Consider the following 20,528-nt stretch of genomic DNA (forward strand, 5'->3'; position numbering starts at 1 on the left):
TAGAAAAGGAGGTTCGTGATGAGACCGTTCAGCGTCATGGTGATCGGTGGCCTGATGTCCCTGGCCTGGGCATCGGCCCACGCTGCAGATGGCCAGAAAGTCTTTACCCAAGGGGGCGCCGACCCCGCTGCCCTGGCCTGCATCGGGTGCCACGGTGCCGATGGCAACGGCATCGGCGCAGCAGGCTTTCCCAGGCTCGCTGGCCTGCCGGCCTCCTACTTGAGCAAGCAATTGCATGACTGGCGCAAAGGCACTCGACAGCAGGCAGTAATGGCGCCCTTGGCAAAGGCGTTGTCCGAGGACGAGATCACGGCTGTGAGCGCCTACCTGGCCAGCTTGCCGGCACCGGCAACCGGTGACCTGCGCCGTCAGCAAATTGCCGATGATCCAACGCTGCGGCTTGCGCTTTATGGCGACTGGGATCGGCACATCCCCGGATGTATCCAGTGCCACGGCCCTGGCGGTGGCGGGGTGGGCGAGCACTTTCCTCCGTTGTCAGGCCAGCCTGCAGCTTACCTGGTGGCACAACTCAACGCCTGGCGGGATGGAACGCGCAGTAACGATCCCAACCAGCTGATGGTCGGCGTGGCCAAGGCCATGACCCCCGACGAGATCACGGCCGTTGCCGAGTTTTTCGCCCGTCCCGCCAACCTGGAGGCCAAGCCATGAAGCCTTTGCTTACAGCCCTGCTGCTGGCCGCAGGCAGCGCTCACGCCAACCCCGTGACCATGGAGGACCAGTCCCAGCTCAAGGTGCCGGATGCACAGGCGCAGCCGCGCTTCGTGCCGCCGGCCGAGGGCGAGTTGCCGGACAATGCGTTTGGCAAGATGGTGCGCGAGGGGCACGCCCTGTTCGTCGATACCCGGCGACTGATGCCTGAAGCGGTTGGCAACGGCATGAACTGTAGTAACTGCCACCTAGATCAAGGGCGCATGGCGCACTCGGCTCCCCTGTGGGGCGCCTATCCGATGTACCCGGCCTACCGCAAGAAAAACGACAAGGTCAACACCTATGCCGAGCGAATTCAGGGTTGCTTTCAGTTCAGCATGAACGGCAAGCCGCCGGCGGCTGATAGTCCACAGATGACTGCGCTGTCGGTTTATTCCTACTGGCTCTCTACCAAGGCGCCGACCGGGGTCGCGTTGGCCGGGCGAGGTTATCCGGAAGTGGCGCCGCCAGCGGGTGGCTATGACTTCACGCGTGGGCAGAAGGTGTATCTCGAACAATGTGCGATCTGCCACGGCAAGCAGGGCGAAGGGCAGAAGGTGGCGGGCGAGTATGTGATGCCGCCGCTCTGGGGCAGGGATGCCTACAACTGGGGGGCGGGAATGCACCGGATCAACACGGCGGCGTCATTCATCAAGTACAACATGCCACTGGGTCGACCGGGTTCGCTCAGCGACCAGCAGGCCTGGGATGTGGCGGCCTGGATAAACCGGCACGAGCGGCCCCAGGACCCACGGTTGGTAGAGGGCTCCATCGAGAAAACGCGCCTGAAGTTCCATGCCAATGACGGGGTCAACCTCTATGGCCAGAAGGTCGAGGGGGTGTTGATCGGGCAGGGCACTGGTCGCTGATGGCCGGGCAAGGGCCTGGAGGGGTGACGTACCGGTCAGGAATATTGGGCGACCCTTTGAACTATCCGTGAGCGGTTGCCTCTATGTTCCCAACGATCGGCCACAGGCGGGGCATTGTAAGGTGACCGCCGCCTGATTAGACTGCGCCGTAACCCCCAGGCCTAGCCTTTGTTAAGGACGTTTATGATCAAGAAATGCTTGTTCCCGGCAGCCGGCTATGGCACTCGCTTCCTGCCAGCCACCAAAGCCATGCCGAAGGAAATGCTGCCAGTGGTCAACAAGCCGTTGATCCAGTACGGCGTTGAGGAAGCATTGGATGCAGGGTTGAGCGAGATCTCCATCGTTACCGGTCGCGGTAAGCGCGCGCTGGAAGATCACTTCGACATCAGCTACGAGCTGGAAAACCAGATCAAGGGCACCGACAAGGAGAAATATCTGGTAGGCATTCGTCGCCTCCTGGACGAGTGCTCGTTCTCCTACACCCGTCAGACCGAGATGAAAGGCCTGGGCCACGCTATCCTCACCGGCCGTCCGCTGATCGGCGACGAGCCCTTCGCCGTAGTGCTGGCGGACGACCTGTGCGTCAACCCTGAAGGCGACGGCGTGCTGACCCAGATGGTGAAGCTGTACAACCAGTTCCGTTGCTCGATCGTCGCCATTCAGGAAGTCGATCCGCAGGAAACCAACAAGTACGGTGTCATTGCCGGCGACATGATTCGTGACGACATCTTCCGTGTGACCAACATGGTAGAGAAACCAAAACCTGAAGATGCCCCGTCCAACTTGGCGATCATCGGTCGTTATATCCTGACCCCGGATATCTTCGACATTATCGCCAATACCGAACCCGGCAAGGGCGGCGAAATCCAGATCACCGACGCCTTGCTGCAACAGGCCCAGAATGGCTGCGTAATCGCGTACAAGTTCAAAGGCCAGCGTTTCGACTGCGGTGGCGCCGAAGGCTACATCGACGCGACCAACTTCTGCTTCGAGAACTACTACAAGACCGGCAAGGCCTACTGAGCCCCTGCTGCAAGCCAGGCGCGTTTTTTCTTGCCGCCTGATGCTTGAAGCTTGAAACTGCCGGTACCAAGCTGCAAGTGACAAGCCACGCTGCCCGTTGTGCAGTCTGCCGCTTGAAGCTTGCAGCTTTTTTTTTGGAGAACGAAAAGTGGCCTACGATTTTGATCTGTTCGTGATTGGCGCCGGCTCCGGTGGCGTGCGCGCCGCACGGTTCGCTGCCGGTTTTGGCGCCAAGGTAGCGGTTGCCGAGAGCCGCTACCTGGGCGGCACCTGTGTCAACGTGGGCTGTGTGCCCAAAAAGCTGCTGGTGTATGGCGCACATGTGGCTGACGAGCTGGAGCAGGCTGCGGGATACGGCTGGACCCTGGAAGAAGGGCACTTCGACTGGGGTACGCTGATTGCCAACAAGAACCGTGAAATCGAACGGCTCAACGGTATCTACCGCAACCTGCTGATCAACAGCGGCGTGACCCTGGTTCAAGGTCATGCGCGCATGACCGGTCCCAACGAGGTCGAGGTCGAAGGCCAGCGCTACAGCGCCGAGCACATCCTGATCGCCACCGGCGGCTGGCCCCAGGTACCCGACATCCCTGGCAAGGACTTGGCGATCACCTCCAACGAAGCGTTCTACCTCAAGGACCTGCCGCGGCGGGTGCTGGTGGTGGGCGGCGGCTACATCGCGGTGGAATTCGCCGGGATCTTCCAGGGGCTGGGCGCCGCGACCACGTTGCTGTATCGCGGCGATCTGTTCCTGCGCGGCTTCGATGGTTCGGTGCGTACCCACCTCAAGGAAGAGCTCGAAAAACGCGGGCTCGACTTGCAGTTCAATGCTGACATCCAGCGCATCGACAAACTCGCGGATGGCAGCCTCAAGGCGACGCTCAAGGACGGGCGGGAACTGGTTGCCGACTGCATCTTCTACGCCACCGGCCGGCGTCCGATGCTGGACAACCTTGGCCTGGAAAACACCGGCGTCGAACTGGATGAGAAGGGCTACGTGCGAGTAGACGATCAATACCAGACCACGGCGCCCTCGATCCTGGCCATTGGTGATGTGATCGGCCGCGTGCAACTGACGCCGGTGGCACTGGCTGAAGGTATGGCCGTGGCCAGGCGTTTGTTCAAGCCGGAGCAATACCGCCCCGTGGACTACCAGAACATCCCCACGGCAGTGTTCAGCCAGCCGCCTATCGGCACGGTAGGGCTCACCGAAGAACAGGCCGTCGAGCAGGGCCACGAGGTCAAGGTCTTCGAAAGCCGCTTCCGCGCCATGAAACTGACCCTCACCGACATCCAGGAAAAGACCCTGATGAAGCTGGTGGTGGATGCCAAGACCGACAAGGTGCTCGGTTGCCACATGGTCGGGCCGGATGCAGGCGAGATCATCCAGGGCCTGGGCATCGCGCTCAAAGCGGGCGCGACCAAGCAACAGTTCGATGAAACCATCGGTGTGCACCCCACTGCAGCGGAAGAATTCGTGACCATGCGCACGGTGACTCGCTGACTCAACCCAGGCCGCACGCAACGTGCGGCCTAGATGCGGGGTGGCGGTTAAGTAGCCGCAGCCCCACGCCGCCGCATCCATGGGTTGCCGCGCGCTTGGGCAACACCGGGTTAGGCCGCCTTTGACCGGTCGGGCTCATAGCCAAAACCAATCATAAGCATCAGGTTTGCCAATGAGCCTTTATCGGTCCATGCGGTTAGGATTCTCTCCGTCAACTGATTTCAACCCATGAAGGAGCGTCTCTCATGCCTATCATCAACAGCCAGGTCAAACCGTTCAACGCCACTGCCTACCACAAGGGCGAGTTCGTCCCGGTCAGCGAAGCCGACCTGAAAGGCAAATGGTCTGTCGTGTTCTTCTATCCAGCCGACTTCACTTTCGTGTGCCCGACCGAGCTGGGTGACCTTGCTGACAACTACGCCGAGTTCCAGAAACTGGGCGTTGAGATCTACGGTGTTTCCACCGACACCCACTTCACCCACAAAGCGTGGCACGACACCTCGGACACCATCGGCAAGATTCAGTACCCACTGATCGGCGACCCGACCCATGTGATCGCCCGCAACTTCGACGTACTGATCGAAGAAGCCGGCCTGGCTGACCGCGGTACCTTCGTGATCAACCCCGAAGGCCAGATCAAGATCGTCGAGCTGAACGACGGTGGTGTAGGTCGTGACGCTACCGAGTTGCTGCGCAAGGTCAAGGCTGCCCAGTACGTCGCCGCGCACCCAGGCGAAGTCTGCCCAGCCAAGTGGAAAGAAGGCGAGGCTACTCTGGCGCCGTCGCTGGATCTGGTCGGCAAGATCTGATTCTCGCCCGATAAGCGCCTGTGCAGCGGCAGCGCCGCGCGGGCCTTGCGGGATGAGCAGCCAGTCATGTGCCATACGCGGGCGGTAAGCAGCCGCCACAGCTGAACCACTTACCGCCCCGTCAAACGCCCGGGCGACTTCGCCTGGGCGTTTTTGTATCCGAGTTTTGAAAAAGGAAATCGCCCGTATGTTGGACGCCACGCTTAAATCGCAACTGAAAACCTACCTGGAGCGGGTCACCCAGCCGATCAAGATCGTTGCTTCCCTCGACGACGGTGCGAAGTCCCGCGAATTACACGACCTGCTGGTGGAAATCGCCGGCTTGTCCAGCCTCATCACCCTGCGAGCCGATGGCGACGACGCCCGCCGCCCTTCGTTCTCGCTCAATCGCCCCAACGGCGACATCAGCCTGCGTTTCGCCGGCATTCCCATGGGCCACGAGTTCACGTCCCTGGTACTGGCGCTGCTGCAAGTGGGCGGCCACCCCTCCAAGGCCAGCCTGGAAGTGATCGAGCAGATCCAGGCGCTGGAAGGGGAGTTCAGCTTCGAGACCTACTTCTCGCTGTCCTGCCAGAACTGCCCGGATGTGGTTCAGGCATTGAACCTGATGGCGGTGCTCAACCCCAACGTACGCCACGTGGCCATCGACGGTGCACTGTTCCAGGCTGAAGTCGATGCCCGCCAGATCATGGCCGTGCCCAGCGTGTACCTCAACGGTGAGGTGTTCGGCCAGGGGCGCATGGGCCTTGAGGAAATTCTTGGCAAGATCGACACCAACGCCGGCGCGCGTCAGGCCGAGAAACTCAATGCCAAGCAGGCGTTCGATGTACTGGTCGTGGGCGGTGGCCCGGCAGGTGCCTCTGCCGCCATCTATGCAGCGCGCAAGGGTATCCGCACCGGCGTGGCCGCCGAACGGTTCGGTGGGCAGGTGCTCGACACCATGGCCATCGAGAACTTTGTGTCCGTGCATGAAACCGAAGGCCCGAAACTGGCCACCGCGCTTGAGGAACACGTCAAGCAGTACGAGGTGGACATCATGAACCTGCAGCGCGGTGAAGCACTGATTCCGGCTACCGACGGCGGCCTGCATGAAGTGCGCATGGCGAGCGGGGCTTCGCTCAAGGCCAAGACCGTCATCCTGGCCACCGGCGCTCGCTGGCGCGAGATGAATGTACCGGGTGAACAGCAATACCGTGGCCGCGGCGTGGCCTACTGCCCGCACTGCGATGGCCCATTGTTCAAGGGCAAGCGCGTGGCGGTGATTGGTGGCGGTAACTCCGGTGTGGAAGCGGCGATCGATTTGGCAGGTATCGTGGCGCAGGTGACGTTGATTGAATTCGATAGCCAGCTGCGTGCCGATGCGGTGCTGCAACGCAAGTTGCACAGCTTGCCTAACGTGACGGTCATCACCCAGGCACTGACCACCGAAGTGATCGGCAATGGCGAAAAAGTAACTGGCCTGCGTTATAAGGACCGGACCAGCGACATCGAACATGAGCTGGCGTTGGAGGGAATTTTCGTTCAGATCGGTCTGTTGCCGAACACCGATTGGCTCAAAGGCACCGTTGAACTGTCGGCACGCGGCGAAATTATCGTCGATGCCAAGGGGCAGACCAGTATTGCGGGCGTGTTCGCTGCAGGTGACGTGACGACGGTGCCCTACAAACAGATCGTGATCGCCGTTGGCGAAGGGGCGAAGGCGTCTCTGGCCGCCTTCGACCACCTGATCCGCACCTCGGCCCCTGCATAAGCGACATTTGGGCAGAGCCGCAACCCTCGCATGCACTGGCCGTGCTCTACGGCGCAGCGCATGCGGGGGTTTTGTCATGGGCCTGGCTAAACCCCCGTGGCATGAGGGTGTCTATGCTTACATGCAGACCCTTCAGGAGCCACGCAATGACCCTGATCAGCCGCGAACCCTGGTGGCTAGTGCCGCCAAAGCCTGGGCAGACTGAACAAGACCTGCACTGGGGCTACCTTGAGATCTACAGCAACGGCCACACTGTATTCGTCGATCAGCGCCCAAGCGATCGTGAAATGGCCGAGCGCAAGAGCTGCCGCAACTTCCCCAAATCAGACCGTTGAAGCCTAGCCGCCAAGTGCGTCCAGGCGAGCTTCCAATGCAGCGATACGCGCTTCCAGTGCTTCGATTCGATCCTGCGCGGCCGCGCCGGTACCGCTGCGCGTTGGACCTTCCTGCTGCCTTGCGGCCAGAATGGTTTCGATCTCCGCCGGGTCACCCAACCCATGCGTGTAACGGTCTTCCCGCTGACCGGCCTGACGCGGCAGGTGCACAGCCAAGTTACGTGATACCAGGCGCTCGAGCTGGTGGCGGACCTGGTCAGTGTCGTCGAAGTCGTGCAGGCGGTTGCTGCGGGCTAGCAACTCGCTGAGGGTCTGCGGGCCACGCAGGAACATCAGCCCCATCAGCACCAGCTGTGCAGGCACCAATTCCAGCGCCTTGTCCACCCGGTGTTCCCAGCGATCGGCGCGGCTGCCCATCTGCAGGCGTGCCATCTGTTGTGCTTCGAGGCTGCGCAGCGCCTGGCCCACTTGGCCCTGGGTGAGGTTCATCACCGGTTCGCGGCTGGTCTTTTGGTTACAGGCCAGGAGCAGGGCGTTGAGGGTGAGTGGGTAGCTTTCCGGGCTGGTAACCTGTTTTTCGATCAGCGAGCCGAGCACGCGAATCTCGACGCTGTTCAAGCGACCTTCAGTGGTGGTGTCTTGCTCGGACATGGCCCTGTCTCATTGCTGGGAAAAGGCCATTAGCGTAGGTAAATGAGCGGAGGGCCGCAAGACGGCCCGGCTGAATCAGGCGCTGCGGCGCCCCTCGGCCTGGCAAGCGGCTGCAGTGAACAGCACGTCGGTTGAGGAGTTGAGCGCGGTTTCGGCAGAATCCTGCAGCACGCCGATGATGAACCCCACCGCCACGACCTGCATGGCGATTTCACTGGGAATCCCGAACAGGCTGCAGGCCAGCGGGATGAGCAGCAAGGAACCGCCGGCCACGCCTGACGCACCGCAAGCACAGACCGCCGCTACCATACTGAGCAACACGGCCGTGGGGAGATCCAAGGGAATGCCCAAGGTGTGCACCGCCGCCAGCGTCAGTACGGTAATAGTGATTGCAGCGCCGGCCATGTTGATCGTGGCCCCCAGCGGAATGGATACCGAATAGGTATCCTCATGCAGCCCAAGCCGTTCGGACAACGCCATGTTCACAGGAATATTGGCTGCCGAACTGCGAGTGAAAAATGCAGTGATGCCGCTTTCGCGTAGACACAGCAGGGTGAGCGGGTAGGGGTTGCGACGGGTTTTCCAGAACACGATAAGCGGGTTCATGACCAGGGCGACGAACAGCATGCACCCGATCAGTACCGCCAGCAGGTGCAGGTACCCCAGCATCGCTTTCAGCCCGGACTGAGCCAAGGTGGAGGTGACCAGGCCGAAGATGCCCAATGGCGCAAAGCGAATGACAATGCGCACGATCAGCGTAACGCCATTGGACAGGTCGTCGACCACCTTTCGGGTGGTGTCACCGGCGCGGCGCAGCGCGATGCCCAGGCCGATCGCCCAAGTCAGCACGCCGATGAAATTTGCGTTGAGCAGCGCGTTGATCGGGTTGTCGACCGCACTGAGCAGCAGGTTCTTCAATACTTCGCCGATGCCGCCCGGTGCACTTAGGGTGGCATCGGCTGTGTTCAGTACCAGGTGCGAAGGGAACACCATGCTGGCAACCACCGCCACGACAGCCGAGGCGAACGTGCCGAGCAAGTACAGCCACAAGATGGGCCGAATATGGGTTTCCTGTCCGTGCCGATGATTGGCAACCGATGCCATGACCAGGATGAATACCAGCACGGGTGCCACCGCCTTCAAGGCACTAACGAACACCGTACCGAAAAAGCCCAGGTCGCGGGCGACGGCTGGCGCGATCAGGGCAAGGGCGATACCTGCCACCAGGCCGATCACGATTTGCGTCACCAGGCCGGTGCGGTTGAGAAGGCGAAGGAGCGGTGTCATGCGCAGCGAGGTCCCGAAATCTGAAAAGGGCTGGACTTTACCATAGACCTTGGTCGGGCACTTGCTGCCCGTTGTCAGGAAACGCTACCAGTTGAACAGTTCGCGTCGTGCCCCTTCGGTGATGGCAACGATGCCAGGATGCTTGACCTTGCGCTCGACTGAAATGGCGTAGAAGGACTCGTTCACGGCCTCGGTTTGCCCGATCAGTTGTACGCCATATTGGCGACACACTTCTTCGGCAATCACGCTGGGCGCCACGAAGATGCCACTGCCAGACTGCCCGAACGCCTGCATCAGGGCACTGTCGTCGAACTCCCCGACGATTCGCGGTTGAATGTGTTGCTCACCGAGCCAGCGCAGAAGGCGGCTGCGCAGTACGGTTTCCTGCCCGGGTATGAGCAGCGGCGCATCGTGCAGGCATTCAGGAAACGGACCGGCATGCCGAACGGCCAATGCTGGGGTGGCGAAAAAGCTCAGGCCACATTCGCCCAGTTTCTGGCTATAACCTTTGATGTCCAGGTGCGGCGGCATCGGGCTGTCTGAAATGACCAGGTCCAGCCGCTGTATGGCAAGGTCGGCCAGGAGCCGCTCCAGCTTGTCCTCACGGCAGTTGATGCGCAGCACATTCTCAAGCTCCATGGTCGGTGCCAATAATCGATAGACAATGGATTTGGGCACCACGTCAGCCACCCCGACCCGGAACAGGATCTGCTCCTGGGGGCCGGCACGCAGCATGGCTTCAAGCTCTCCCCCTAGCTGGAACATCTGCTCGGCGTACGTGAGCGCCTGGCGTCCGGTTTCAGTCAATTCCAATTGCCGACCAACCCGCTGGAACAACTCGACGCCATAAGCCTGTTCCAACAGAGTGATCTGCCCGCTGATGGTCTGTGGCGTCAAATTCAATTGCTCGCTGGCGCGAACGATGCTGCCGGTTCGGGCTACCACCCAGAAGTAGTGAAGCTGGCGATAGTTAAGCATGAGCGCAAGGGCCAATTCGAAAAAACCGAAGTATATCGCTTGAAAATACGAATTTTACAGAAGTATTGCGCCGACTAGAATCCTCTTCATTCAGGCTGATACGAGCCTGCGCACATCATTCCGGAGGCACCTATGCTGTATTTCAAATCAATGGGTACTGCGCTGGTCATGGGCATGGCGCTGATAGTACTGGCCGGCTGTGATCAGGCTGAGAAGTCTGCACAGCAGGTGCTTGACCAGGCAGCGAAGTCGGCCCAGCAGGTTATCGAGCAAACCAATCAGGCTGCCCAGCAGGCCTTGAGCGACGCGCTGGGGCCCGAGAAGCAGGAGCCCGAGCAAGATGATACTGCCTCCAAAACCCAGGACATTTGATCCCCAACCCGCGTGACAGGATGTGAACAATGGAATATTTGCTGGAACTTGCCGCTAGCCCCACAGCCTGGGTGGCGCTTGCCACGCTGGTGGCCATGGAAGTAGTACTGGGTATCGATAACCTGATCTTCATCTCCATCCTGACCAACAAGCTGCCCGTTGCGTATCGCTCCAAGGCCCGTCGCATCGGTATCAGCATGGCACTGGTGATGCGTCTGGCACTGCTGAGCACCGTTGCCTGGATCGTGCAGCTGACCGACCCTGTGTTCGAGGTGTTTGGCAACGCCTTCTCCTGGAAGGATGTGATCCTGATTGCCGGCGGCCTGTTCCTGCTGTGGAAGGCCACCAAGGAAATTCACGAGAACGTCGACCCACATGGTGCCAAGGAAGAGTCCAAGGCTTCTTCTACCGTCACCTTGGGCTTTGCCGCAGCGATTTTCCAGATTCTGTTGCTCGATATCGTGTTCTCGGTAGACAGCATTATCACTGCCGTAGGCATGACCGAACATTTACCGATCATGATCATCGCCGTGATTACTGCCGTGATCGTGATGATGGTGGCGGCCGATCCGTTGGCCAACTTCATCAACGACAACCCTACCGTTGTCATGCTGGCACTAGGCTTCCTGATCATGATCGGCATGACATTGATCGCCGAGGGGTTCGGCGCCCACGTGCCCAAAGGCTATGTGTATGCGGCCATGGCGTTCTCGACCGCTATCGAGATTCTGAATATTCTGGCGCGTCGGGCACGCCTCAGGCGTGAGGCCAGGCAAGGATGACAGCAGGCGGGGCGCATGGCGCCCCATTCGCTGCATGTTTGAGGTGGGTTCAGTGCGCCGCTGCTGCGCGTGGAGCACGCCGTGCAGGGGCGGGTTGAGGGCGTGGCTGTGGTTGCGCAACGGGTTGAGCGTGCCGCCGTGCGATGCGCAGTACGCCCCAGAGCATGGCCGCCGCAACGCTGAGCCACATGCACACCAACATGATGATTGCCAAGGTCATATTCATTTGTGCCTCCATCTCTACGGCGAGCGCTTGATACGCCAGCGATTGCCTTCCAGACACTTGATTAGTGTAGCCCCTGCGTGGGTACGTTCCATCGAATAACGCCTGCGGCGCCGAGCTGATTCGCCAACATGCCCTGTCGGACTGTACCGCCGCCGTTGTGGGACCTATCATCGCGAACACAGCAGGGCGCTGCCTGCCCTGCGCTTGAGCAAGCGAGTACCCATGCCCACTTTCACCTCGTCGTCGCCGACCAAGGCCGTTCGTCAGCTCATGCTGGCGTGTTGGTTGGGTGTCACCTTGGCAGGTTGTGCCGGGACACCCTCTACCGCACTCCAGGGCCTGCCCCAGCGGGTGGAGCTCAGCAGCGTTCCGTTCTACCGCGGTAACGCCAACCACAGCGCAGCCATGGCATTGGCCGCGGTCCTGTCGCAGCAAGGTGCGCCCATCACGCCAGGGTTGCTCGATCAGCCGCTGAACCTGCCCATGGGCCTCGACAGCCTCGATACCAGCATTGCGCGCGTTGCGCGGGACTACGGGAGGGTGGTGTACCCCTTGGACAAGCGGCTCGATGCCTTGTTGACGCAGGTTGCCGCTGGAAACCCGGTGCTGGTTCGCTATCAGGACGGTTCGGCATGGTGGAGCGAACCCAGGTATGCGGTCTTGATAGGGTATGACCGATACAAACAGCGCGTGCTGATGCGGGCAGGCATGCAACGCCGCCTGATGATGGCATTCGACGATTTCGCCTCTGCCTGGGCGAAGGAGGGGCGCTGGGCAATCCTGGTGCAGCCGCCGGTGCGGTTGCCGGCGAACGTCGATCGTCAGCGCTGGCTGCAGGCCGCTGACGAACTGGCGCGTGCGGGTCAGGAATTAGCGGCCAGGCAGGCCCTGGACAGCATCAAGTGAGACCGCTCGCATCAAGTGTCACACGGTCACTGAAAGAGCGGCCTTGCCGGGGCGCCGGAGCGGCCCCGGCCCAGCGATCTCGAATGAACAGCATCACGCCAAGTGGCAGCCCTTTACGGGCTGCCATGCCTTGGCTCAGAAGCCGAGGCGGTCACGCAGGCTGTAGTACCAAGCGCCCAAGGCACTGAAAGGCACGCGCAGCATCTGACCGCCCGGGAACGGGTAGTGCGGCAGCCCGGCGAAGGCATCGAACCGCTCCGCCTGGCCACGCATCGCCTCGGCCAGGACTTTGCCTGCCAGGTGGGTATAGGTGACCCCATGGCCCGAACACCCCTGGGAATAATAGATGTTGTCACCGATCCGGCCTACTTGTGGCAGGCGCGACAACGTCAGCAGGAAGTTGCCGGTCCAGGCGTAGTCGATCTTGACGTTTTTCAACTGCGGGAAGGCCTTGAGCATCTTCGGACGGATGATCGCCTCGATGTTGGCCGGGTCCCGTGCCCCATATACCACGCCGCCACCAAAGATCAGGCGCTTGTCACTGGTCAGGCGATAGTAGTCGAGCAGGTAGTTGCAGTCTTCGACGCAGTAGTCCTGCGGCAGCAGTGTGCGCGCCAGTTCATCGCCCAAGGGTTCGGTCGTGATGACCTGCGTACCGCAGGGCATGGACTTGGCGGCAAGCTCTGGGACCAGATTGCCCAGGTAGGCGTTGCCCGCCACGATGATGAACTTGGCGCGCACTTTGCCCTGTGGGGTATGCACGACCGGGTTGGCGCCACGCTCGATGCGCACGGCCGGGGTTTGCTCATAGATGGTGCCACCCAGCGATTCGACGGCAGCAGCTTCGCCAAGGGCCAGGTTGAGCGGATGGATATGACCGCCGCTCATGTCGAGCATGCCGCCGATATAGTTGTCGCAGGCCACCACTTCGCGGATGCGCTGTTGATCCATCAGCTCCAGCTGGTTGTGGCCGAAACGTTCCCATAGGCGCTTCTGCGATTCCAGGTGACCCATCTGTTTGCTGGTCAGTGCAGCGAAAACGCCACCATCCTTGAGGTCGCACTGGATGTTGTATTTGGCCACCCGCTCGCGGATGATGCGCCCGCCCTCGAAGGCCATTTCGCCCAGCAGCTGCGCCTGGCGGGCACCCACGGTGCGCTCGATGACATCGATGTCGCGGCTATAGCTGTTGACGATCTGGCCACCGTTGCGGCCCGAGGCGCCGAAGCCAACCTTGGCCGCTTCGACGACGCTGACCTTAAAGCCGTTTTCTAGAAGGAACAGGGCGCTGGACAAGCCGGTGTAGCCCGCGCCAATGATGCAGACATCGGTTTGCACCTCATCCTGCAGCGCCGGACGTGGCGGCACCGGGTTGGCCGAGGCGGCGTAGTAGGACTGGGGGTAGGGGGTGTTAGCCATGCTGCAGAACCTCGTGTTTTATATTTTTAACGAATGGAGCGATGCTATCAATAATAATAAACACCCGCTAGTCATCCGCTGAAAATCATGGACACCGCCTGCGCCAGACGCTTCTTTATAAAAAGTTTGCAATTCAGTGAGTTAGCGCAAAAAAAACTGTTGACACGCTTTTGTAATTACGTAGAATGCGCACCACGACAGGCACATAGCTCAGTTGGTTAGAGCACCACCTTGACATGGTGGGGGTCGTTGGTTCGAGTCCAATTGTGCCTACCAAATCAAAGAAGGGTGATCCGAAAGGGTCACCCTTCTTGCGTTTGGCGTGGGAAAGTTTGGCATGGCTCCCGTCCGAGCCGTGTTCGAAAGTTTCTGATTTATATCGAAAAAAAGCTTTACAGGTGCTCAGCAGATCTCTAATATGCGCACCACACGACAGGCACATAGCTCAGTTGGTTAGAGCACCACCTTGACATGGTGGGGGTCGTTGGTTCGAGTCCAATTGTGCCTACCAAATCCCAAAAAGGGCGATCAGTAATGGTCGCCCTTTTTGCATGCCTGCTTGAATCAGCGTGTAACCTTTGGCCGCAGTCCGGTTTACGCTCTCGCGTGGTAGAATCCGCCTCTTCCAACCTGGAGGTAGATGCGTGCGCAAACTGGCGGTGGTAATGGCAGTACTGGCCCTGGCGGGGTGTGACAACGAGGTAGAGGGCGTGCACAAGCGTGTGGCCGAACACCTGCAAAATCCCAAGACCGCCAAGTTCGGTAACGTGCGCATCGATACCCAGGGTACGATCTGCGGTCAGGTGCGTGGCAAGGACGATGCCGGCCAATACCAGGCCTACCGCAGTTATGTGGCCATCAAACGCGACGGTCAGTACGAAATCATTGTCGACGACAATGGCAATAACCTGCGTATCCGAGAGCTGTGCGGGGGTGCCGAATTGCAGCGCCGTGCGCAGGCGCTCGAAGGTGAGCCCGCGCCAGAGGGATGGGACGTCGAAGTCATCCAGGGCGCCAACATGGGGGCACTCAGCGACATGACCGCGCGTCTGATCGAGAAGGGCATACCGTCTTCGGTGGAGTACCGAGACGGCAAGCCTGTGGTCCTGCTGGGGCCATTTCCGACCCGAGAGCAGGCACAGGCCCGTCGCGATGAAGTAATGGCCAAGCTTGGCACCGATTCAGTGGTCATCCAGCACGGCGCAGCCCGCTAAGCGCTCTTAGCCGGTCGATCAGCTACACGCCTTGAGGTCGACCGGCCCTACGAACTCATTGCCGCGCCCCATCAGGCACCCAACCCGCTGGTTGCGTTGATATTCCCAGGGCTGCGGCGGATACGTCTTGTTCCATGCCTCGAATAGCTGACGGTCCTGCCTGGAGAGGCGCAAGTTGTATTGCTTGCTCATATAGAAGTAGGTGCGAGCAATCATGCCGCGGATCGAAGGCCGCGGCATGACCTTCCTGGCCTTGAAGTCCACTTGGGTAAGGCACTTGCCGTATTGCCCGCGTTGCTCTGGCAGCCAGCCGAAGCTGTAGTTGCTGCGGTCGCCGTTGACCTCTCCCACGCTTGGCACCAGGTTGTGCAGATCAGCTTCGGCGCGTTTGTATACCTCATCGTGCTGCGAGCAGGCCTTGCGACCACCGCTCTGCCAGCACTGGCGCAGATGGCCGATTTGCCAGGCCGGCACGATGTGTTCCCACTCGATGCGTGAAGCGCGTTGGACATTCTTGCGTGGTGCATACCCACATGAAGCCATATCGACTTTGTTGCCGTTGTATTTGCAACCGCAATAGAACTCGGTGGATTGTGGTGCGTAGAGTTGCCTGGCGACCTTCTTGGCCTCCTGGAACGTGCGGGGCGCATCGGCATGGGCAAGCGGAGCCATCAGCAGGCAGGCAGCTGCAATAAGCGAAACTCTCATGCGCGGTCAGTCTTCCTTGGGCACAGTCCAGAAAATCTGCACGCCGCCATCGTCACGATGGGCGAGGGTAACATTGTCATTTTCGGCAATCTCGGCCAGCAACGTGTCCCAGTCCTCCGGTGTTTCCTGTTCCAGGCGAAAGATCAAAGCCGCCCGGCTGCGCTGGGCAATGGGGTTGTTGATGATTTTCTGGATGCGCATGCCCAATTGTTGGTAGCTGGCAGGTGAGGGCGAGGAGGTAGACACAGGCATTTCCTTGTTTTGCTGTATGCACGTACAGTATTTCACTGTAAGGAATTTCGCAACAGCTTGAAGGGAAAGTTCTGCGGCTCGTCCTCGTCATGTTCGCGATCCAGGCCAAGGTCTGCTGTAATAGCGGCACTTTCCGGAAATTGCTCATGTATCGATTGGTCTTACGCGTTACCTCTTCCACACACCTCGCTTTGCTGTTTGTCGGTGGTGTTACTGCTCACACTGAGGCCTGGGCCGACCCGTCGACCGCGATCGTTATCGATCCGATGGTTGTCACCGGCGCCTACGCCCCCACCAGCAGCTTCGACCTGCCGTTTTCGGTGGACACGGTCGAGCTGTCCAATGGCACGGATGGCCAACTTGGCGTCAACCTGTCAGAGGTCCTGACCAAAGTCCCTGGCCTCGTAGTACAGAATCGCCAGAACTATGCCCAGGACCTCCAGATATCGTCACGCGGCTTTGGTGCTCGCTCTGCATTTGGCGTGCGCGGTATCAAGCTGCTCAGCGATGGTATCCCCGCCAGCACCCCGGACGGACAGGGTCAGGCAGCCACGCTGAACCTGGATGTGGCCGACCGTATCGAGGTACTGCGTGGCCCGGCCGCTACGCTGTATGGCAGCAACGCTGGCGGTGTCATCCAGATGTTCAGCCGTGATGGGGAAGGGCCGGCTCGCCTTGGTGCCGAAACAACATTTGGCAGCGATGGCTTTAGCAAGCATCACTTGTCGGCGCAGGGGGGCAACGAGATCGGCGGATTCGTGCTGGATGCTTCGCGTATGGACACCGATGGTTACCGTGACCATAGCGCGGCCAAGCGCGACCAGACGTTCGCCAAGGTGCACATCAAGCCGGACGCCGATTCACGGCTGGCGCTGATCTACAGCAGCCTGGAACAGAACAACACGCAAGACCCGCTGGGTCAGCTTTGGTCCAGCTACAAGCACGACCCACGTTCGGTCGCCGATGGCGCAAGGGCCTACAACACGCGCAAGAGTATCGACCACCAACAGGTGGGCATGAACTACGAACGCTACGTTGGCGACGCTACCCTTCAGTTCAATCTCTACGCAGGGCGCCGGAGCGTGGTGCAGTACCTGTCGATTCCTCGGCAGGTCGCTTCCAATAGTCAGCGCGGTGGCGGTGTGGTTGATTTTGACCGCGAGTTCCACGGCGGTACGCTGCGCTGGATTCAGCCGGTGCTGGCCGTGCCTGGGCATTTCACGTTCACCGTGGGTGCCGACTACGACCAGAGTACGGATGACCGCAGGGGCTACCAGAACTTCCGTGGCGACCAACTGGGGGTCAAGGGCGAGCTCAAGCGCGACGAGAAAGACATCGCTACCAGCCTGGACCCGTATGTGCAGGCGCACTGGGAAATTGGCAACTGGACCAGCGAGCTGGGCGTGCGCTACAGCACCATGAAGATGAAGGTCGATGACCACTACCTGGAAAACGGTGACGCCAGCGGTGCCAAGCGCTATCAGCAGGCCAATCCGACGCTGTCTGTGATGTATGCCTTCACGCCTGATCTGCGTGGCTACGCCAGCCTAGGAAAGGGCTTCGAAACGCCTACACAGGCCGAAATGGCCTATGCGCCAGGCTTGCAGGAAAGCTTCAACTTCGGGCTGGAACCTGCCACCAGCAAGCAATATGAGCTAGGGGTGAAATATCGCCTGGGCGCCGCCACGCGGCTGAACGCAGCCCTGTTCGAGATCCGTACGGATAACGAAATCGTGGTCGATAATGCCACCAACGGTCGCACCAGTTACCACAATGCCGGGCAGACCGTGCGCCGTGGTTTCGAAGCCAGCTTGCAGAGCGACCTTGCCGAGCGCTGGCAGACCACTTGGGTGTACACCCATACCGACGCTCGCTATGCCGACGACTTCAAGCAAGGCGGACAAGTCATCGACAGTGGCAACCGCTTGCCGGGTGTGCCGCGAGACAATCTGTATGCAGAAGTGGTGTGGAAACCCACCACGTCGGTCAGCATGGGGTTCGAGGGGCAGTACCGCAGCAAGGTGTTCGTTGAGGACAGCAACCAGCAGAAAGCTGCGCCTGCCTATGCTGTGTTCAACTGGCGCACGCGCTTCGAGCAACAGGTCGGCCCTTGGACGTTCCATCAGCTGGTGCGCCTGGACAACCTGTTCGACCGTCAATACGTGGGTTCGGTGATTGTCGGTGACAGCAACAAACGCTATTACGAGGCAGCCCCGGGGCGTTCGTGGTACGCCGGTGCTGGCTTGGAATATCAGTTCAGATAGGGTGCCTGGTAACGCTGAAGCCGATGATCGGCTTCAGCGTTGATGGGGTCAGTATTCCCAGAAAATCCGCTGCAGCTCCTTGCTGTCCTGGGTCTTGGTCATGGCGACCATGGCCAGGATGCGCGCTTTCTGCGGGTTCAGGTCATGGGCCACTACCCAATCGTTCTTGTCGTCAGGCTGCTCGGCGTTGCGCAGCACGAAACCGCCCTGGTTGACGTGGGAAGAGCGAATGATCTGCACGCCGTTCTTGCGCAGCTCCTGCAGTGCAGGCACCACGCGCGAGGATACCGAACCGTTGCCGGTGCCTGCGTGGATCAGCGCCTTGGCGCCGTTTTGTGCCAACGCCTTGTAGGCGGTATCGGTCACGTTCCCGTAGCCATAGGCAATGTCCACCTGAGGCAGGCTGCTGATCTGCTTGATGTCGAATTCCGAATCCAGGGTGTGGCGCTTGGCTGGCAGGCGGAACCAGTAGGACTTGCCTTCCACGACCATGCCCATCGGGCCCCAGGCGCTTTTGAAGGCCTCGGTCTTGATGTTCACGGACTTGCTGACGTCACGGCCCGACTGGATTTCATCATTGAGCGTCACCAGCACGCCCTTGCCACGCGACTGCTTGTCGCTGGCGACGGCGACGGCGTTGTACAGGTTGAGCATGCCGTCTGCCGACATGGCGGTGCCGGGGCGCATGGAGCCGACGACCACGATAGGCTTGTCGGTTTTCTCGACCAGATTCAGGAAGTAGGCGGTTTCTTCCAAGGTATCGGTACCGTGGGTGATGACGATGCCATCCACGTCCTTGCTGTCGGCCAGCTCAGCCACCCGCTTGCCCAGCTTGAGCAGATCGTCATTGGAGATACTCTCGGAGGCGATTTGCATGACCTGCTCGCCACGCACGTTGGCCAGGTCTGCCAGTTCAGGCACGCCGGCGATCAATTTGTCGACGCCCAACTTGGCGGCCTGGTAAGTAGCACTATTGGCGGCGCTTGCACCAGCACCGGCAATCGTGCCGCCGGTTGCCAGGATGACCACGTTGGCGAGCTTTTGCTGGGTCTTGGCTTGATCGGCCGAAACCGTAGCTGGCAGGATCAGCAGCAGGGCGAGTGCGCTGGGGGCAAAGGATTTCAGTGCGGCATTCATCGTTTTTGTGCTCTCTTCCTAATGAGATGATTTTTAGTGCGTCGCGCACTCGCTAAGGCATGTTCCGTACCAGATCGCCAATAGCCTCTGTAACAACTCGTGACAGAGCGTTCGGGCAGGCTCAACCCTACCTCGTGCGTGATGAGGGTGAAGTCTTGTTAGGCCGTCGAATGACGTGAGCAAGCAGGGCCGGAAGTATTTCATTCGAAAACCCGAATTTTTGTAGGAAAACGTGTTCGGTTATCCGGAAATTTACGGATAATCTTGCCCGGGAGTCAGCTGAACGTATTTGACAAACGCTTGGCGCGTTCGCATAGTTACTCAGCGCAAACGTTTGCTTTCCGACAAAAAAACAAGATTCGGAGTCATCGCCCATGAAACTGCCGTTCCCAGGCCGCTTGCTGGCCGTCGCTGTTCTTTCGTCCTTGTCCATCGCCATGCCGTTCTCGGCGGCTCATGCTGAAGACAAACCCAAGGTCGCGCTGGTCATGAAATCATTGGCCAATGAGTTCTTCCGCACCATGGAAGACGGCGCCAAGGCCTACCAGCAGACTCACGCAGGCGAATTCGACCTGGTTGCAAACGGCATCAAGAATGAGACCGACACGGGCGAGCAGATCCGCATCGTCGAGCAGATGGTCAACGCCGGTGCCAAGGCGCTGGTGATTGCGCCGGCAGACTCCAAAGCACTGGTCTCAGCTGTGAAAAAAGCGATGGACCAGGGTGTGGTGGTGATCAACATCGACAACCGACTTGACCCCGAGCTGCTCAAGAGCAAAGGCATCAACGTACCCTTCGTAGGCCCTGACAACCGCAAGGGCGCGCGCTTGGTGGGCGAGTACCTGGCCACGGAAAAACTCAAGGCGGGCGATCAGGTGGGCATCATCGAAGGCGTGCCGACTACGACCAATGCCCAGCAGCGTACCGCAGGCTTCAAAGATGCGATGGACGCTGCGCAGATCAAGATCGTCTCTACGCAGAGCGGCAATTGGGAAATCGACAAAGGCAATGCCGTCGCCGCGTCCATGCTCAACGAATACCCTGATCTCAAGGCATTGCTGGCAGGCAACGACAGCATGGCCCTGGGTGCGGTCTCGGCCGTGCGCGCGGCTGGCAAGGCTGGCCAGGTGCAGGTGGTCGGTTACGATAACATCAATGCCATCAAGCCCATGATTGCCGACGGCCGCGTACTGGCCACGCTTGATCAGGCAGCCAGTCAGCAAGCCGTTTTCGGTATCCAGGCCGCGCTGAAAATGGTCAAGGGCGAGAAGCCGGATGTGGATGCCGATAACGTCATCCAGACCCCGGTCGAACTGATTACGAAGCAACCTTGA

Annotated in this window: 21 protein-coding genes and 2 tRNA genes; 15 read left to right on the plus strand and 8 right to left on the minus strand. The window is 60.0% G+C overall.

Going from position 1 to position 20,528, the window contains the following annotated elements; all coding sequences use genetic code 11:
- The first annotated feature begins 18 nt into the window (after positions 1–18).
- The 7 genes from FS767_RS05830 (at position 19) to FS767_RS05860 (ending at position 6,998) form a co-directional block, all read left to right on the plus strand.
- Positions 19–669 (plus strand): cytochrome c, encoded by a 651-nt coding sequence (locus tag FS767_RS05830; RefSeq protein ID WP_144964544.1) that lies wholly within the window; start codon positions 19–21, stop codon positions 667–669.
- Complete coding sequence (locus FS767_RS05835) at positions 666–1,577, plus strand: c-type cytochrome (protein ID WP_144964545.1); 912 nt, start codon at positions 666–668, stop codon at positions 1,575–1,577. Before FS767_RS05830 ends, FS767_RS05835 begins: the two co-directional genes overlap by 4 nt.
- A 183-nt stretch (positions 1,578–1,760) precedes the next feature.
- Positions 1,761–2,600, plus strand: coding sequence for a UTP--glucose-1-phosphate uridylyltransferase GalU (gene galU / locus FS767_RS05840; RefSeq protein ID WP_058603367.1), 840 nt, complete (start codon positions 1,761–1,763; stop codon positions 2,598–2,600).
- Positions 2,601–2,748: 148 nt separating this feature from the next.
- Entirely contained in the window at positions 2,749–4,104 is a 1,356-nt protein-coding gene (gene gorA, locus FS767_RS05845) for a glutathione-disulfide reductase (RefSeq protein WP_144964546.1), read from the plus strand.
- Positions 4,105–4,349: 245 nt separating this feature from the next.
- Positions 4,350–4,913: an alkyl hydroperoxide reductase subunit C gene (gene ahpC / locus FS767_RS05850; RefSeq protein WP_028686434.1), complete on the plus strand. Its 564-nt coding sequence runs from the start codon at positions 4,350–4,352 to the stop codon at positions 4,911–4,913.
- Between the two features lie 187 nt (positions 4,914–5,100).
- Positions 5,101–6,663: an alkyl hydroperoxide reductase subunit F gene (gene ahpF / locus FS767_RS05855; protein WP_144964547.1), complete on the plus strand. Its 1,563-nt coding sequence runs from the start codon at positions 5,101–5,103 to the stop codon at positions 6,661–6,663.
- Positions 6,664–6,809: 146 nt separating this feature from the next.
- The gene (locus FS767_RS05860) at positions 6,810–6,998 is read left to right on the plus strand and encodes a hypothetical protein (RefSeq protein ID WP_058603364.1); all 189 of its coding nucleotides are present in this window, start codon (positions 6,810–6,812) and stop codon (positions 6,996–6,998) included.
- 3 nt (positions 6,999–7,001) lie between these two features.
- Here FS767_RS05860 and FS767_RS05865 read toward each other — a convergent pair whose 3' ends face one another.
- The 3 genes from FS767_RS05865 to nhaR all read right to left on the minus strand — a co-directional run bounded on the left by FS767_RS05865 (position 7,002) and on the right by nhaR (position 9,914).
- Positions 7,002–7,649, minus strand: a complete 648-nt coding sequence (locus FS767_RS05865) for a YceH family protein (RefSeq protein ID WP_144964548.1) — start codon at positions 7,647–7,649, stop codon at positions 7,002–7,004.
- Between the two features lie 75 nt (positions 7,650–7,724).
- A complete protein-coding gene (gene sstT / locus FS767_RS05870; protein ID WP_144964549.1) occupies positions 7,725–8,936 on the minus strand; it encodes a serine/threonine transporter SstT in 1,212 nt (403 codons plus the stop codon).
- A gap of 84 nt (positions 8,937–9,020) precedes the next feature.
- Positions 9,021–9,914 carry a transcriptional activator NhaR gene (nhaR, locus tag FS767_RS05875; protein WP_144964550.1) on the minus strand — a complete coding sequence of 298 codons (894 nt, stop codon included), beginning with the start codon at positions 9,912–9,914 and terminating at the stop codon, positions 9,021–9,023.
- A 132-nt stretch (positions 9,915–10,046) separates the two neighbouring features.
- Between nhaR and FS767_RS05880 the strand changes: the two genes are divergently transcribed.
- Positions 10,047–10,286, plus strand: coding sequence for a hypothetical protein (locus tag FS767_RS05880; protein WP_144964551.1), 240 nt, complete (start codon positions 10,047–10,049; stop codon positions 10,284–10,286).
- 29 nt (positions 10,287–10,315) lie between these two features.
- A complete protein-coding gene (locus FS767_RS05885; protein WP_144964552.1) occupies positions 10,316–11,068 on the plus strand; it encodes a TerC family protein in 753 nt (250 codons plus the stop codon).
- A gap of 49 nt (positions 11,069–11,117) precedes the next feature.
- Here the strand turns inward: FS767_RS05885 and FS767_RS22820 are convergent, their stop codons facing one another.
- Positions 11,118–11,294, minus strand: coding sequence for a hypothetical protein (locus tag FS767_RS22820; RefSeq protein WP_167339650.1), 177 nt, complete (start codon positions 11,292–11,294; stop codon positions 11,118–11,120).
- Between the two features lie 222 nt (positions 11,295–11,516).
- Here FS767_RS22820 and FS767_RS05890 point away from each other — a divergent pair, with 222 nt between their 5' ends.
- Positions 11,517–12,200, plus strand: coding sequence for a peptidase C39 family protein (locus FS767_RS05890; protein WP_144964553.1), 684 nt, complete (start codon positions 11,517–11,519; stop codon positions 12,198–12,200).
- A 135-nt stretch (positions 12,201–12,335) separates the two neighbouring features.
- Here the strand turns inward: FS767_RS05890 and FS767_RS05895 are convergent, their stop codons facing one another.
- Positions 12,336–13,619, minus strand: a complete 1,284-nt coding sequence (locus tag FS767_RS05895; protein WP_144964554.1) for an FAD-binding oxidoreductase — start codon at positions 13,617–13,619, stop codon at positions 12,336–12,338.
- Between the two features lie 199 nt (positions 13,620–13,818).
- Between FS767_RS05895 and FS767_RS05900 the strand changes: the two genes are divergently transcribed.
- The 3 genes from FS767_RS05900 to FS767_RS05910 all read left to right on the plus strand — a co-directional run bounded on the left by FS767_RS05900 (position 13,819) and on the right by FS767_RS05910 (position 14,833).
- Positions 13,819–13,895 (plus strand) — tRNA-Val (locus FS767_RS05900).
- Between the two features lie 158 nt (positions 13,896–14,053).
- Positions 14,054–14,130 (plus strand) — tRNA-Val (locus FS767_RS05905).
- Positions 14,131–14,263: 133 nt separating this feature from the next.
- Entirely contained in the window at positions 14,264–14,833 is a 570-nt protein-coding gene (locus tag FS767_RS05910; protein WP_058603356.1) for an SPOR domain-containing protein, read from the plus strand.
- Positions 14,834–14,851: 18 nt separating this feature from the next.
- On the opposite strand, the gene FS767_RS05915 is transcribed toward FS767_RS05910, so the two are convergent.
- Together FS767_RS05915 and FS767_RS05920 are read right to left on the minus strand one after the other, a co-directional pair.
- Positions 14,852–15,541 (minus strand): endonuclease, encoded by a 690-nt coding sequence (locus FS767_RS05915; protein WP_144964555.1) that lies wholly within the window; start codon positions 15,539–15,541, stop codon positions 14,852–14,854.
- 6 nt (positions 15,542–15,547) lie between these two features.
- The gene (locus FS767_RS05920) at positions 15,548–15,793 is read right to left on the minus strand and encodes a DUF1654 domain-containing protein (protein WP_058603354.1); all 246 of its coding nucleotides are present in this window, start codon (positions 15,791–15,793) and stop codon (positions 15,548–15,550) included.
- 266 nt (positions 15,794–16,059) lie between these two features.
- Here FS767_RS05920 and FS767_RS05925 point away from each other — a divergent pair, with 266 nt between their 5' ends.
- Positions 16,060–18,057 (plus strand): TonB-dependent receptor, encoded by a 1,998-nt coding sequence (locus FS767_RS05925; RefSeq protein WP_256674236.1) that lies wholly within the window; start codon positions 16,060–16,062, stop codon positions 18,055–18,057.
- Positions 18,058–18,105: 48 nt separating this feature from the next.
- Here the strand turns inward: FS767_RS05925 and FS767_RS05930 are convergent, their stop codons facing one another.
- On the minus strand, positions 18,106–19,194 hold the full coding sequence (locus tag FS767_RS05930; protein WP_058603352.1) for an asparaginase: 1,089 nt from the start codon (positions 19,192–19,194) through the stop codon (positions 18,106–18,108).
- A 374-nt stretch (positions 19,195–19,568) separates the two neighbouring features.
- On the opposite strand from FS767_RS05930, the gene FS767_RS05935 reads away from it, so the two are divergent.
- A complete protein-coding gene (locus FS767_RS05935; RefSeq protein WP_144964557.1) occupies positions 19,569–20,528 on the plus strand; it encodes a sugar ABC transporter substrate-binding protein in 960 nt (319 codons plus the stop codon).

Source organism: Pseudomonas sp. DE0010 (assembly GCF_007680745.1).
Classification (GTDB): domain Bacteria; phylum Pseudomonadota; class Gammaproteobacteria; order Pseudomonadales; family Pseudomonadaceae; genus Aquipseudomonas; species Aquipseudomonas parafulva_B.

Excerpts from the sequence above, each read along its gene's own strand:
- nhaR (WP_144964550.1), bottom strand. The coding sequence starts at position 9,914 with ATGCTTAACTATCGCCAGCTTCACTACTTCTGGGTGGTAGCCCGAACC.
- FS767_RS05935 (WP_144964557.1), top strand. The coding sequence starts at position 19,569 with ATGAAACTGCCGTTCCCAGGCCGCTTGCTGGCCGTCGCTGTTCTTTCG.
- FS767_RS22820 (WP_167339650.1), bottom strand. The coding sequence starts at position 11,294 with ATGAATATGACCTTGGCAATCATCATGTTGGTGTGCATGTGGCTCAGC.
- FS767_RS05830 (WP_144964544.1), top strand. The coding sequence starts at position 19 with ATGAGACCGTTCAGCGTCATGGTGATCGGTGGCCTGATGTCCCTGGCC.
- FS767_RS05915 (WP_144964555.1), bottom strand. The coding sequence starts at position 15,541 with ATGAGAGTTTCGCTTATTGCAGCTGCCTGCCTGCTGATGGCTCCGCTT.
- FS767_RS05925 (WP_256674236.1), top strand. The coding sequence starts at position 16,060 with ATGGTTGTCACCGGCGCCTACGCCCCCACCAGCAGCTTCGACCTGCCG.
- sstT (WP_144964549.1), bottom strand. The coding sequence starts at position 8,936 with ATGACACCGCTCCTTCGCCTTCTCAACCGCACCGGCCTGGTGACGCAA.
- galU (WP_058603367.1), top strand. The coding sequence starts at position 1,761 with ATGATCAAGAAATGCTTGTTCCCGGCAGCCGGCTATGGCACTCGCTTC.
- FS767_RS05920 (WP_058603354.1), bottom strand. The coding sequence starts at position 15,793 with ATGCCTGTGTCTACCTCCTCGCCCTCACCTGCCAGCTACCAACAATTG.
- FS767_RS05835 (WP_144964545.1), top strand. The coding sequence starts at position 666 with ATGAAGCCTTTGCTTACAGCCCTGCTGCTGGCCGCAGGCAGCGCTCAC.
- ahpC (WP_028686434.1), top strand. The coding sequence starts at position 4,350 with ATGCCTATCATCAACAGCCAGGTCAAACCGTTCAACGCCACTGCCTAC.
- FS767_RS05895 (WP_144964554.1), bottom strand. The coding sequence starts at position 13,619 with ATGGCTAACACCCCCTACCCCCAGTCCTACTACGCCGCCTCGGCCAAC.
- FS767_RS05865 (WP_144964548.1), bottom strand. The coding sequence starts at position 7,649 with ATGTCCGAGCAAGACACCACCACTGAAGGTCGCTTGAACAGCGTCGAG.
- FS767_RS05890 (WP_144964553.1), top strand. The coding sequence starts at position 11,517 with ATGCCCACTTTCACCTCGTCGTCGCCGACCAAGGCCGTTCGTCAGCTC.
- FS767_RS05880 (WP_144964551.1), top strand. The coding sequence starts at position 10,047 with ATGCTGTATTTCAAATCAATGGGTACTGCGCTGGTCATGGGCATGGCG.
- FS767_RS05885 (WP_144964552.1), top strand. The coding sequence starts at position 10,316 with ATGGAATATTTGCTGGAACTTGCCGCTAGCCCCACAGCCTGGGTGGCG.
- ahpF (WP_144964547.1), top strand. The coding sequence starts at position 5,101 with ATGTTGGACGCCACGCTTAAATCGCAACTGAAAACCTACCTGGAGCGG.
- FS767_RS05860 (WP_058603364.1), top strand. The coding sequence starts at position 6,810 with ATGACCCTGATCAGCCGCGAACCCTGGTGGCTAGTGCCGCCAAAGCCT.
- FS767_RS05930 (WP_058603352.1), bottom strand. The coding sequence starts at position 19,194 with ATGAATGCCGCACTGAAATCCTTTGCCCCCAGCGCACTCGCCCTGCTG.